The following is a 13937-nucleotide window of genomic DNA, read 5'->3' on the forward strand; positions in this document are numbered from 1 at the left end:
AATCAGTCATGACCGCTGTCTCGCAGATAAATCACCCAGTAAGTCAATCCAACCAGGAAACCGCCGCCGATGATGTTGCCTATCGTCACCGGGATCAGATTATCGGTAATAAAGTCGCTGACGGTCAGGTGTGAGAACTGGGCAGCGGTTGTCCCTGTTGCCTGCCAAAATTCGGGGCCAGAGAAATCCCGGATAACAATGGCCAGTGGGACAAGAAACATATTGGCAATGCTGTGCTCAAAGCCGCTGGCCACGAACATCGCGACCGGAAGCAGCATCGCTAACATTTTGTCTGTCAGGGTCCGGCCGGAATAGCTCATCCATACCGCCATACAGACCATCAGATTCGCCAGGATCCCCAGGCAGACCGCTTCAAGGAAAGTATGGTGCATTTTATGGTCAGCGGTTTGCAGGACATTGAGCCCCCAGGCACCGTTGGCCGCCATTGCCTGTCCAGCGAACCAAATCAGAGCCACGAAGAACATCGCACCGAAGAAGTTGCCGACGTACACGATGATCCAGTTGCGGGCAAGCTGTAACCAACTGATGCGTCCGCTGGCTTTCGCGACGATTGTCAGTACGGTTGAGGTGAACAGGTCAGCCCCACAGACGACGACCAGCATCAGACCGAGAGAGAAGCACAGACCCCCCACCAGTTTGCTCATGCCCCAGGGGGACGTACCAGAACCCGTAGTGGCGGTGATATAGAAGACAAACGCGATGGAGATGAAGACACCGGCGGTGATCGCCAGAAAAAATGTGGTGAAGGGTTTTTTTGTCGCTTTATAAACGCCGGCTTCTTCGGCCACTTTGGCCATTTCAGACGGTAAGAGTAAGTCGAACGGGTTGCCAGCTTTCACACTAACTACTCCCTAAATTAGTCAACGACGAAATACTAACAAAGGAGTATAGGTGAGAAATTGATGTGGATCATGTTGGCCTGGAGTACCTGCGCTTAATGGCCTTTTTTAAGTAGGGTTAATGATTTAATTAATTGAAAAGTATGAATTAAATACTTTTTAATTTTCTAAAAAAAAGTTGAATTAAGCACGAATTGCGCTTTGTTTAAACGAGGTTATTCAATGAAATGTAGCTGGAAGGTTAAAGTATTCGTTTTATGACAATTAGACGTTACTTTAAAATAACATTAGAAGATTAAGAGAGTGTGGAAAGGGCAATCGAGACCGGTCCCGATTGCCCTGAAGTCTTATTTCCAGTTCAGGCGTTTTGCCTGTTGCAGCTTCTCGTAAGCGGCAAGCAAGGACTGATGAGCCGGGAAGGCCATCAGGTCTTCATCAACTGACTGCAGACCATAGAAAGGGGCTTCGCCACTGATTGCAGCCGAAGCGGCTTCAACCGCATCCAGTCCGTACATCCGCACAAATGCAGTATGATACTGCACCGGATCGCGTCCTTCTTCCTGGCTCAACAGCAGCAGCGTTTGCAGGCAACGATAGTAGTTAGCGCGCGCTGGAGTGAAGATAGAGTTGTTGAACTCCATGGTCCATTCCGTCCAGATCAGCGCCTGATCCAGATCGCCACCGGCCAGCGCCAGCATCGCTTTCAGCTCACCAATACGCAGCGTGTACCAACCATTGTCTTTACCCGTTGCCAGGCCAAGCAACTCGCGCACACGGGTGAAGTCATCGTGACCATCTTCATCCAGACGCTCAATCAGTGACAGATAGTCCTCTTTTTCCCACTGAGTTTCTGGCAACGACAGCAGCGTTTCGCGCAGATACGCGCCCATGCTGTTGTTGGCCAACAGCAGATCTTCCGCAGGATAAATATCAGACATCCCCGGGACGATGATACGACAAGCGTAGACGTCCAGATGCTGGTAATCAGCGATGTAGACTTCCTGATCTTCAGCTTTGAAGATTGCCATCAGCGTCGCGAACTCTTCTTCCGTTGACCCGTCGAAACGCCAGTCAACAAACGGATAATCGGCATCGTCTTTGAACATGTCCCAGGAGATCAGGCCGCTTGAATCAATGAAGTGCGTCTCGAGGTTGGCATGTTCAGCGACTTCTTCATCATCGAAGGTTGGCGGCGTGAACACATCCAAATCTTTCAGGCTACGGCCCTGCAGCAGTTCGGTAACGGTACGTTCCAGCGCCACGCCAAAGTCAGGATGCGCGCCAAAGGAAGCGAAACAGGTGCCATTTTCTGGGTTGAAAAGGACCACGCAGATAACCGGGTACTTGCCACCGAGCGAAGCATCGTAAGAGAAAATCGGGAACCCTTCGGCTTCCAGCTTATTGATCGACTCCACCACGCCCGGATAACGATCCAGCACGGCTTGTGGGATCAACGGCAGGCTGATGGATTCGGCAATAATACGATTTTTGATGTAGCGTTCGAACACTTCAGACAGGCCCTGTACACGCGCTTCATTCGGCGTGTTGCCGGCAGACATGCCGTTGGAGACATACAGGTTACCGATGATGTTCATCGGGATATAAACCGTCTGCTGATCGGATTGGCGCGTAAATGGCAGGGCGCAAATGCCACGATCGCTATTGCCTGACTGCAGATCAATCAGATCGCTGGCGCTGACTTCCTGCTCTGGATCATAAAAGGCGGTCAGACGTTCGTCCAGAATACCGGCTGGCAGGCTGTCGTCTTCTGGGAGCGGGAACCATTTTTCATTTGGGTAATGAACGAAGTCACCGTTGGCCACCTTGTTGCCCAACCAGAAGTCGGCGAAAAAGTAGTTAGTCGACAGACGTTCGAAGTATTCGCCCAGCGCGGAGGCCAGGGCAGCTTTCTTGCTGGCGCCTTTACCGTTGGTAAAACACAGCGGGCAGTCGCGGTCTCTGATATGAACGGACCAGACGTGGGGAACCGGGTTCAGCCAGGAAGCTTCTTCAATATTGAAGCCCAGATCCTGCAATTTTTGCTGAAAGCGTGCGATGGAATCTTCCAGCGCGGCGTCTTTGCCTGGAATATACGTTTGCGTCATAGTGCCCACTCGTTTTGGGTTGTGCCGAAAGTGCGCAATGATACGGGGTTTCTGTCCGATCCGCTACGCGAGGGGGGAAATTACTGTAGCCACCGGCCGGCATCATTCCGGAACTGGTCGGCTGACCCGATTAATCATTGCAGCGGCGGATGGGCAATGATAAAACCGATAGCAGAATAGCAATCGATTGATCTGAAAGTGGTGAGGGGAAATGAGTCAGGTTTTCAATTTTAGCTCCGGCCCAGCGATGCTGCCGGCGGAAGTTCTGCGTCGTGCCGAACAAGAACTGCGTAACTGGCAGGGATTAGGGACGTCCGTGATGGAAATTAGCCATCGCAGTAAAGAATTTATTCAGGTTGCCGAAGAGGCTGAGAAAGATTTTCGTGACCTGTTAAAGATCCCTTCAAACTACAAAGTCTTGTTCTGTCACGGTGGGGCGCGTGCACAGTTTGCGGCGATCCCAATGAACCTGTTAGGCAATAAGACCACCGCCGATTATGTTGATGGTGGCTATTGGGCACACAGCGCAATCAAAGAAGCGCTGAAATACTGCACACCTAACGTCATCGACGCGCAAACCAAGGTAGATGGCCTGCGGGCAATCACCCCGATGAGCAGTTGGGCATTGTCTGATGACGCTGCTTACGTTCACTACTGCCCGAATGAAACCATTGATGGCGTTGCTATTAATGAAGAGCCAGATTTTGGTGATAAAGTGGTGGTGGCCGATCTCTCCTCAACCATCCTTTCGTCCCCACTGGATATCAATCGTTACGGCGTTATCTATGCTGGCGCGCAGAAGAACATTGGACCGGCTGGCTTAACCCTGGTCATCGTTCGTGAAGACCTGTTAGGCAAAGCCAAGAAAGAGCTGCCTTCGATTCTGGATTACAAGGTGCTCAGCGAAAACGAATCGATGTTCAATACGCCACCAACCTTTGCCTGGTACCTTTCTGGCCTGGTATTCAAATGGCTGAAAGAGCAGGGCGGCGTGGCTGAACTCGATAAGCGCAACCAGGCTAAAGCCGACCTGTTGTACAGCACCATTGATAACAGTGGTTTCTACCGTAACGAAGTGGCGACCGCCAACCGTTCTCGCATGAACGTGCCTTTCCTGCTGGCCGACTCTTCGCTGGATAACCTGTTCCTCGATGAATCTGTCGCAGCTGGCCTGCATGCGCTGAAAGGCCACCGCGTAGTTGGCGGCATGCGTGCCTCAATTTACAATGCGATGCCGTTAGAAGGTGTGAAAGCACTGACTGATTTCATGATCGATTTCGAGCGTCGTCACGGCTAAGTCAGCCTGATTGCTCGTAGCCAGTTGGAACCCCGCAAGGCTGCGGGGTTTTATTGTTTTTAATTTGGAGAATATGTTTCGCATGTTGGAATCCCTGACCCTACAACCTGTCGCGCTGGTCGATGGCACCGTAAACTTACCTGGCTCCAAAAGCGTATCAAACCGCGCATTGTTGCTGGCGGCGCTGGCTAAAGGCACCACTCGTCTGACCAACTTGCTGGACAGTGATGATGTGCGCCATATGCTGACGGCATTGAAAGCGCTGAACGTCAGTTACTCGCTTTCCGACGATCGGACTGTCTGTGAAGTCACTGGTCAGGGTGGTCCACTGCATGCGGAAGGCCCGGTAGAACTCTTTTTAGGTAACGCCGGCACCGCAATGCGCCCGCTGGCTGCAGCACTCTGCCTGGGAAGTAATGACATTGTCTTAACCGGTGAGCCACGGATGAAAGAGCGTCCGATTGGGCACCTGGTTGATGCGTTGCGTCAGGGTGGGGCTGAAGTCAGCTACCTGGAGCAAACAGATTATCCGCCGCTGCACCTGAAAGGCGGCTTTAGCGGTGGCGAAGTGTCGGTGGATGGTAGCGTTTCAAGCCAGTTTCTTACCGCTCTGTTAATGACGGCACCGCTGGCACCGAACGACACTAAAATTGTGATCAAAGGCGATCTGGTTTCTAAGCCTTATATCGACATCACTCTGAACCTGATGCGTACGTTCGGCGTTGAAGTGAAGAATGATAACTACCGTGAGTTCCACATTGCCGGAAATCAGCAGTATGTTTCACCTGGCGAATACCTGGTAGAAGGTGATGCTTCTTCGGCTTCCTATTTCCTGGCCGCTGCGGCCATTAAAGGCGGAACCGTTAAGGTGACCGGTATTGGCCGTAACAGCATGCAGGGCGATATCCGCTTTGCCGATGTGCTGGAGCAAATGGGCGCGGTGATTGAGTGGGGAGATGACTATATTTCCTGTACCCGTGGCGATCTTAACGCTATCAATCTGGATATGAACCACATTCCTGATGCGGCGATGACAATCGCAACTGCGGCGCTGTTTGCCAAAGGCACCACGGTGATGCGTAACATCTACAACTGGCGCGTTAAGGAAACCGATCGTCTGGCTGCAATGGCAACAGAATTGCGTAAAGTCGGCGCTGAAGTGGAAGAGGGCCACGATTACATTCGCGTGACGCCACCACAAACGCTGAAGTTTGCTGAGATTGGCACGTATAATGATCACCGCATGGCGATGTGTTTCTCGCTGGTGGCGTTATCCTCAACGCCGGTCACTATTCTTGATCCAGGCTGTACCGCGAAAACCTTCCCCGACTATTTTGAGCAGCTGGCGCGTATCAGTCAGTTGGCATAATTCTGCAAATCCGCTGCATTCAGGTGCAGCGGATTGCGAGCCAACTCACGTCCTGCAAGGTTGTTCCCCTCATCATCAGCATTAATCTGACAAATAATTTAATCTCGACCAGGCTTAGGGGTAACGATCCTTGCGTAAGCTGCGTATAATGCCCGTCGATATTTGCCTGGGCAGCTAACAGGCATTCCACCGACAGGAGAATGAGATGACGGCTATAGCCCCGGTGATCACGATTGATGGCCCAAGCGGTGCTGGTAAAGGGACCCTGTGTAAAGCGATGGCTGAAGCCTTGCAATGGCATCTGCTGGATTCGGGCGCAATCTACCGCGTACTGGCATTGGCTGCTTTGCATCATCAGGGGGATATTACTTCTGAAGAAGCACTGGTGCCGATTGCAGCCCATCTCGACGTGCGTTTTGTCTCGACCAACGGTGAGATGGAAGTGATCCTGGAAGGGGAAGATGTTTCTGGCGAAATCCGCACTCAGGATGTCAGCAACACCGCGTCAAAAGTGGCTGCATTCCCTCGCGTGCGTGAAGCATTGCTGCGTCGTCAGCGCGGATTCAGGGATTTGCCAGGTTTGATTGCTGATGGTCGCGATATGGGCACCGTGGTTTTCCCTGATGCACCGGTGAAAATCTTCCTGGATGCCAGCTCGGAAGAGCGTGCGCACCGTCGTATGCTACAGTTGCAGGATAAAGGCTTTAGTGTTAACTTTGAGCGCCTTTTATCCGAGATAAAAGAACGTGATGACCGCGATCGTAATCGCGCCATTGCACCACTGATACCGGCAGACGATGCGCTGGTGCTGGATTCAACCAGCATGTCGATTGAGCAAGTTATTGAAACTGCACTCAATTATGCGCGTGAAAAGTTGTCCTTGCCGCAGTGAATCACGGGCCAAACTGCCCGTAAGAATCCCCTAACCCTGTGATATGGACGTCATGGGGCATGTGAAACAACCCCACCCGTCAGGATGTCAGGTGGACGTTAAATTGAAGAATCCATAAGATTATCAATATGACTGAATCTTTTGCTCAACTCTTTGAAGAGTCCCTGAAAGAAATCGAAACCCGTCCGGGTTCCATCGTTCGTGGTGTTGTTGTCTCTATCGACAAAGACATCGTCCTGGTTGATGCGGGCCTGAAATCTGAATCTGCAATTCCTGTAGAACAGTTTAAGAACGCAGCCGGCGAACTGGAAATCCAGGTTGGCGACGAAGTTGACGTAGCTCTGGACGCTGTAGAAGACGGCTTCGGTGAAACTCTGCTGTCCCGTGAGAAAGCTAAGCGTCACGAAGCCTGGATCACGCTGGAAAAAGCATACGAAGAAGCTGAAACCGTTACCGGTGTTATCAACGGCAAGGTCAAGGGCGGCTTCACTGTTGAGCTGAACGGCATTCGTGCGTTCCTGCCAGGTTCCCTGGTTGATGTGCGTCCAGTGCGTGATACTCTGCACCTGGAAGGCAAAGAGCTTGAATTCAAAGTAATCAAGCTGGATCAGAAACGTAACAACGTGGTTGTTTCACGTCGTGCGGTTATCGAATCCGAAAACAGCGCAGAGCGCGATCAGCTGCTGGAAAACCTGCAGGAAGGCATGGAAGTTAAAGGTATCGTTAAGAACCTGACTGACTACGGTGCATTCGTTGATCTGGGCGGCGTTGATGGCCTGTTGCACATCACTGACATGGCATGGAAACGCGTTAAGCATCCAAGCGAAATTGTCAACGTGGGCGACGAAATCACTGTTAAAGTGCTGAAGTTCGACCGCGAGCGTACCCGTGTGTCTCTGGGTCTGAAACAGCTGGGCGAAGATCCTTGGGTCGCTATCGCTAAGCGTTACCCAGAAGGGACTCGTCTGACTGGCCGTGTAACTAACCTGACCGACTACGGCTGCTTCGTTGAAATCGAAGAAGGCGTTGAAGGCCTGGTACACGTTTCAGAAATGGATTGGACCAACAAAAACATTCATCCGTCCAAAGTTGTTAACGTTGGCGATGTTGTTGAAGTTATGGTTCTGGATATCGACGAAGAACGTCGTCGTATCTCCCTGGGTCTGAAGCAGTGTAAAAACAACCCATGGCAGCAGTTTGCAGAAACCCACAACAAGGGCGACCGTGTTGAAGGTAAAATCAAGTCAATCACTGACTTCGGTATCTTCATCGGCCTGGACGGCGGCATCGACGGCCTGGTTCACCTGTCTGACATCTCCTGGAACGCTACCGGAGAAGAAGCAGTTCGTGAATACAAGAAAGGCGACGAAATCGCTGCTGTTGTACTGCAAGTTGACGCAGAGCGCGAGCGCATCTCCCTGGGCGTTAAGCAGCTGGCAGAAGATCCGTTCAACAACTACATCTCTCTGAATAAGAAAGGTGCAATTGTTAACGGTAAAGTGACTGCTGTTGATGCTAAAGGTGCTACAGTTGAACTGGCAGACGGCGTTGAAGGTTACCTGCGCGCTTCTGAAGCTTCAGTTGACCGCGTAGAAGACGCAACTCTGGTTCTGAATGTTGGCGACGATGTTGAAGCCAAATTCACCGGTGTTGACCGTAAAAACCGCGTTGTTAGCCTGTCTGTTCGTGCGAAAGACCAGGCTGACGAGAAAGAAGCCATTGCGACTGTTAACACCAAACAGGAAGAAGGCAACTTCTCTAACGCTATGGCTGAAGCTTTCAAAGCAGCTAAAGGCGAGTAATTGCTTTTGCAACAGGGCGGCGTAAGTCGCCCTGAAATAGCCGTTACTGTCAGAGCTTTTCCAACAGGAATTTACCGGAGGATTTATGACCAAGTCAGAACTTATTGAAAGACTTGCTGGCCAGCACTCTCATATTCCGGCGAAAGTCGTTGAGGATGCGGTAAAAGAGATGCTTGAGCACATGGCGACCACTTTGGCGCAGGGCGAACGCATTGAAATCCGGGGTTTCGGCAGTTTTTCTTTGCATTACCGCGCGCCTCGTACCGGCCGTAACCCGAAAACGGGTGACAAAGTGGAGTTGGAAGGTAAATACGTTCCACACTTCAAGCCAGGTAAAGAGTTGCGCGACCGTGCAAATATCTACGGCTAACGCTTAGCACTACGCGATAAAACGACACTTCGGTGTCGTTTTTTTTTGCCTGAAATTTGGCACAGCGTTGCGTGCAGTGCCGCAATAAAAATCAGGACCCTGCAAGACCCACCGAAAGATTGCGCGCCGCATTTCAGCGGAGCGTCACTGCGGCTGCATCCTCTCTTCGCGGAGGATAAAGTCTGCTGACGGAATAATGGAGAACCGTCATGCCTTACAGCCTCAGCCGCCTTGCTATGTGGGTCCTTATCGCGATGTTACCTCTGACGTTCCTTCCACGACTGCCTGCCGCCCGTTATGACCTGTGGCTGATCCTTCCCTCCCTGTACTTGCTGATGCAGCGCCAACGCTGGCTGAAAGATATCGCGTTATGCGTATTGCTCTTTCTGTGGCTGGTTATGTCGGCAAGAACGATGTCCGAACAAATTGAATTGTTGTCCGCAAGGACGATAACGGCCACGACGCAGATAGAAGCCGTACTGGTTAATTCTGAGCGGCTAAAAATGCGGATTGTCAGCGTTGATGGGCGAAGAATTTTTCCACCGGTGTCTACCCTGGTCAGCAGCAAGGAGATTGACCAGTCATTTTGTAGCGGTCAGCGTTGGCAAATGACGCTGAAACTGCGGCCAGTTCATGCCCGATTGAATGAAGGGGGTTTTGATGCACAACGATTTGCACTGGCCAACAGTACGCCGCTAAGCGGAAGAATAATGTTGCTGACGCCAATCGATAGCACCTGCAGCTGGCGTGAACGAATTATCCAACGCAGCCGCAGTTACTATGCTGAGTTTCCCTGGCAGGCGATTCTCTCTGCGCTGGCGTTTGGCGAACGGGGAGACGTCAGCCAGCAGATGACACAGCTGCTAAGAGAGACGGGAACGGCACATCTGATGGCCATTTCAGGTATGCATATCAGTCTGGCGGCCAGTGTAGGCTGGTTATTTGCCAGGGGCTTACAGTTGGCTTTCAGCGCAGCGGGGATTGGCTATCGTTTCCCCTTGATGTGTGGGCTGCTTGTCGCAGCAGTCTATTGCTGGCTTGCGGGTGCCAACCCACCATCACTCAGAGCCGTATTAGCGGTCAGTTTGTGGGGGGCTTTACGGCTATCAGGTGTCCGCTGCAGTAACTGGCAGGTCTGGGGCATCTGCATCGCGACCATTATTTTCTTTGACCCCTTGAGTCTGCTCTCTGACAGCTTATGGCTGTCGGCGGTGGCCGTAGCGGGGTTGTTGTTCTGGTTTCACTGGTTCCCATTACCATCGAAATACGCCGGCAAGAAACGCTGGTTACCTTTGCAGTTACTCCACCTTCAACTGGGCATATTTTTTATTATGATGCCGATACAACTGCTGATTTTTCACGGTATCAGTATCAGCGCCTTGCTGGCGAATATCTGGGCAGTGCCGGTTGTCACCTTCATCTCCGTGCCGCTGATCCTTGCGGCTTTAGCATTTCTACCTTTAGCGCCACTTAGTCAGGCTTTCTGGTGGTTTGCCGATCGTTCGCTGGAAGCGGTCTTTGTTCCTCTGGCTTTGTTGCCGTCGGGTTGGATCGATATGAACAGACAGGCGCTGCCGATAAGTGCAGCGATTTGGCTGACGGTGATTGCCTGTCGTTTCTGCTGGTGGCGCTCCTCACCGATGACGGTTCTGAGCTTAGGTTTAGTATTAGCCTGCTGGCGGCTGAATAACGAGGAACCCAAGTGGCGGCTGGATATGTTGGGTATCGGGCATGGTCTTGCCGTAGTGATTTCAGCCAACGGCGAGGCGTTAGTCTACGATACTGGCAATAGCTGGCCGGGTGGCGATGCAGCCAAATCCCAGATCATTCCCTGGTTAGGATGGCAGGGGCTTAAGGTTAAACACATTGTGTTGAGCCACGGTCATCTGGACCACATCAGTGGACTGGGAAGTCTGCAAACGGCTTTTCCTGAAGCGGTAATACACAGCGGGCTGGGAACACCCGGACATTTACCGTGTGAGCAGGGCGTGAGCTGGGGCTGGCAAAACCTGTCTTTTCAGGCAATTTGGCCACCAACAGGACAAACTGAGGCCGGAAATAATCAATCCTGCGTAATCAGGGTAAGTGATGGAAAATGGCGCGTGTTGTTAACGGGGGATATCGAGGCGCAGGCTGAGTATGAATTAGTTCGATATCATCGGGCGTCAATTGGTGCCGATATTTTGCAGGTGCCTCACCACGGTAGCAGTACGTCCTCAGTACCTCCTTTTCTCAGAGCCGTGGGGGGAAAGGTCGCTCTGGCCTCCGCGGCACGCTACAGCGCATGGAAATTACCGGCGGAAAAAGTAATTAAACGCTACCAAAACTATCACTATATCTGGCATGACACGGCGCTTGAGGGGCAGCTGAGCGTGCATTTTTTTGATAAAAACTGGCACCTTAGCAGTCTGAGAGCGCAAATAATGAGCCGTTGGTATCATCAGTGGTTTGGCGTACCACGTTATTCCAGGTAGAATGAGCGGCTATTTTCAATAAAAGCTGGTTAAATAATGCATCAGGAAAAAGATCTCTCCACCTGGCAGACATTCCGTCGCCTCTGGCCGATGATCAAACCGTTTAAACCCGGATTGATTGTGGCTGCGGTAGCACTGGTACTGAACGCGGCGGGAGATACATTAATGCTGTCACTGCTGAAACCATTACTGGATGACGGTTTTGGTAAGGCTGACTCTTCCGTCCTGATTTGGATGCCTCTGGCGGTGATTGGCTTAATGTTAATCCGCGGCGTCACCAGTTATATCTCGAGTTACTGCATCTCCTGGGTCTCCGGCAACGTTGTGATGAGTATGCGCCGTCGCCTGTTCAGCCACATGATGGGAATGCCGGTAGCCTTCTTCGATCAGCAGTCCACCGGGACGCTGCTCTCGCGCATCACCTACGACTCCGAGCAGGTTGCTTCCTCATCTTCCAGTGCGCTGGTCACCGTCGTGCGTGAAGGGGCCTCGATTATTGGCCTGTTCATCATGATGTTCTACTACAGCTGGCAGCTGTCGCTGATCCTGATTTTACTGGCACCTATCGTCTCTTTTGCTATTCGTACCGTTTCAAAACGCTTCAGAAACATCAGCAAAACCATGCAGAACACTATGGGGCATGTGACCACCAGTGCTGAGCAGATGCTGAAAGGGCATAAAGAAGTGCTGATTTTTGGCGGCCAGGAAGTGGAAAGCCAACGCTTCGCACGCGTCAGTAACCATATGCGCCAGCAGGGGATGAAACTGGTTTCTGCCTCTTCTATCTCCGATCCAATTATTCAGCTGATTGCTTCTCTGGCGCTGGCTTTCGTACTGTACGCGGCAAGCTTCCCAAGCGTGATGGCGACTTTGACCGCCGGTACAATCACCGTAGTCTTCTCTTCGATGATTGCCCTGATGCGTCCGCTGAAGTCGCTGACTAACGTCAATGCGCAGTTCCAGCGGGGAATGGCTGCCTGCCAGACGCTATTCTCAATCCTTGATACCGAGCAGGAAGAGGACACCGGTAAGCGTGTGATTGAACGCGCTAAAGGTGACGTTGAATTCCGCAACGTCACCTTCACCTATCCGGGACGTGAAACGCCTGCGCTGCACAATATCAACCTGGCGATCCCCGCGGGGAAAACTGTTGCCCTGGTTGGGCGTTCAGGATCGGGTAAATCCACCATTGCCAGCCTGATGACGCGTTTCTACGATATTCAGCAGGGCGAAATCCTGATGGATGGCCACGATTTGCGCGAGTACACCCTTAGCTCGCTGCGTAATCAGGTCGCACTGGTTTCACAGAATGTGCATCTGTTTAACGATACGGTGGCGAATAACATTGCCTATGCCCGTACCGAGAAGTACAGCCGCGAAGATATTGAGAAGGCCGCTACCATGGCTCATGCCATGGACTTCATCAACAAGATGGATAAAGGGCTTGATACTATCATCGGTGAAAACGGCGTGCTGCTTTCCGGTGGACAGCGTCAGCGTATTGCCATTGCCCGCGCATTGCTGCGTGACAGCCCAATCCTGATCCTGGATGAAGCGACGTCTGCACTGGATACCGAATCTGAACGTGCCATTCAGTCTGCGCTGGATGAACTGCAGAAAAACCGTACTTCATTGGTTATCGCTCACCGTCTTTCCACTATTGAAAAGGCCGATGAGATTGTGGTGGTGGAAGACGGTTACATTGTTGAGCGCGGAAGCCATGCCGATCTGTTGGAACATCGTGGCGTGTATGCCCAGCTCCATAAGATGCAGTTTGGTCAATGATTGAACGCATCTGGAGCGGACGCTCCGCGCTTTATCTGCTGCTGGTTCCGTTAAGCTGGCTGTATGGCCTGATTAGCAACCTGATCCGCCTCAGCTATGTCTGGGGCCTGCGCAAAGCGTGGCGCGCTACCGTTCCGGTGGTGGTGGTGGGCAACCTGACAGCCGGAGGCAACGGCAAAACGCCGGTTGTCATCTGGCTGGTACAGGCTTTGCAGCAGCGTGGTCTGCGTGTTGGTGTCGTTTCAAGAGGCTACGGCGGTAAGGCCGATCGCTATCCGCTGGTGCTGGATAACCGCACCACAACCGCGCAAGCGGGTGATGAACCTGTGCTTATTTATCAGCGCACAGGGGCTGCGGTAGCGGTCTCGCCTGTCAGAAAAGAGGCCGTTCAGGCGCTCACTGAGCAGGCTAACATCGACATCATCATTACCGACGATGGCCTGCAACATTACGCCTTAGCGAGAGACTTCGAGATTGTGGTCATCGACGGCAGGCGTCGTTTTGGCAATGGCTGGTGGCTTCCCGCCGGCCCGATGCGTGAGCGTGCTTCCCGTTTGAGAACCGTTGATGCGATCGTTACCAATGGCGGTGAGGCGCATGCTGGCGAGCTGGCGATGCATCTTAAACCCGGTGATGCTGTTAATCTCCGCAGTGGTGAAACCTGCCCGGTCAGGATGCTGACAAACGTGGTGGCGATGGCCGGCATTGGTCATCCTCCTCGCTTTTTTGCCACTCTTCATCAGCAGGGTGTTATGCCAGTTCAGGAAGTGCCTTTTGCCGATCATCAGTCTTATCAAGCGGCCCAGTTAGCGGCGTTGCTTGCGCCAGGCGAAACGCTGTTGATGACGGAAAAAGACGCGGTGAAAGTCCGGTCTTTCGCTGAAGACAACTGGTGGTACCTGCCGGTGGATGCCGAGCTGCCACAGGCGGCTTCCGGTGCCTTACTGGACAGGCTTTGCGCACTGACCGCCAAACGCTAACAA

General features: G+C 52.3%; 10 protein-coding genes. 8 read left to right on the forward strand and 2 right to left on the reverse strand.

Going from position 1 to position 13937, the window contains the following annotated elements:
* Window positions 1-2: 2 nt before the first annotated feature.
* Window positions 3-860 carry a formate transporter FocA gene (gene focA / locus E2F51_RS14820; RefSeq protein ID WP_013201522.1) on the reverse strand — a complete coding sequence of 286 codons (858 nt, stop codon included), beginning with the start codon at window positions 858-860 and terminating at the stop codon, window positions 3-5.
* 347 nt (window positions 861-1207) lie between these two features.
* Window positions 1208-2965, reverse strand: coding sequence for a 30S ribosomal protein S12 methylthiotransferase accessory factor YcaO (gene ycaO, locus E2F51_RS14825; protein ID WP_013201523.1), 1758 nt, complete (start codon window positions 2963-2965; stop codon window positions 1208-1210).
* A 211-nt stretch (window positions 2966-3176) separates the two neighbouring features.
* Between ycaO and serC the strand changes: the two genes are divergently transcribed.
* From serC to lpxK, 8 genes are all read left to right on the forward strand, one after another.
* Complete coding sequence (gene serC, locus E2F51_RS14830; RefSeq protein WP_013201524.1) at window positions 3177-4262, forward strand: 3-phosphoserine/phosphohydroxythreonine transaminase; 1086 nt, start codon at window positions 3177-3179, stop codon at window positions 4260-4262.
* 85 nt (window positions 4263-4347) lie between these two features.
* Window positions 4348-5631 (forward strand): 3-phosphoshikimate 1-carboxyvinyltransferase, encoded by a 1284-nt coding sequence (gene aroA, locus E2F51_RS14835; RefSeq protein WP_134824876.1) that lies wholly within the window; start codon window positions 4348-4350, stop codon window positions 5629-5631.
* A 205-nt stretch (window positions 5632-5836) separates the two neighbouring features.
* A complete protein-coding gene (gene cmk, locus E2F51_RS14840) occupies window positions 5837-6523 on the forward strand; it encodes a (d)CMP kinase (protein WP_134823819.1) in 687 nt (228 codons plus the stop codon).
* 128 nt (window positions 6524-6651) lie between these two features.
* The gene (rpsA, locus tag E2F51_RS14845) at window positions 6652-8325 is read left to right on the forward strand and encodes a 30S ribosomal protein S1 (protein ID WP_013201527.1); all 1674 of its coding nucleotides are present in this window, start codon (window positions 6652-6654) and stop codon (window positions 8323-8325) included.
* Window positions 8326-8410: 85 nt separating this feature from the next.
* The gene (gene ihfB, locus E2F51_RS14850) at window positions 8411-8695 is read left to right on the forward strand and encodes an integration host factor subunit beta (RefSeq protein ID WP_013201528.1); all 285 of its coding nucleotides are present in this window, start codon (window positions 8411-8413) and stop codon (window positions 8693-8695) included.
* A 209-nt stretch (window positions 8696-8904) separates the two neighbouring features.
* Window positions 8905-11169 carry a ComEC family protein gene (locus E2F51_RS14855; protein WP_134823820.1) on the forward strand — a complete coding sequence of 755 codons (2265 nt, stop codon included), beginning with the start codon at window positions 8905-8907 and terminating at the stop codon, window positions 11167-11169.
* A gap of 36 nt (window positions 11170-11205) precedes the next feature.
* Window positions 11206-12954 carry a lipid A ABC transporter ATP-binding protein/permease MsbA gene (gene msbA / locus E2F51_RS14860; RefSeq protein ID WP_013201530.1) on the forward strand — a complete coding sequence of 583 codons (1749 nt, stop codon included), beginning with the start codon at window positions 11206-11208 and terminating at the stop codon, window positions 12952-12954.
* Window positions 12951-13934, forward strand: a complete 984-nt coding sequence (lpxK, locus tag E2F51_RS14865; RefSeq protein ID WP_134823821.1) for a tetraacyldisaccharide 4'-kinase — start codon at window positions 12951-12953, stop codon at window positions 13932-13934. The genes msbA and lpxK overlap by 4 nt, the downstream gene beginning before the upstream one ends.
* Window positions 13935-13937: the final 3 nt, after the last annotated feature.

It is taken from the genome of Erwinia sp. QL-Z3, assembly GCF_004551645.1.
GTDB lineage: Bacteria > Pseudomonadota > Gammaproteobacteria > Enterobacterales > Enterobacteriaceae > Erwinia > Erwinia billingiae.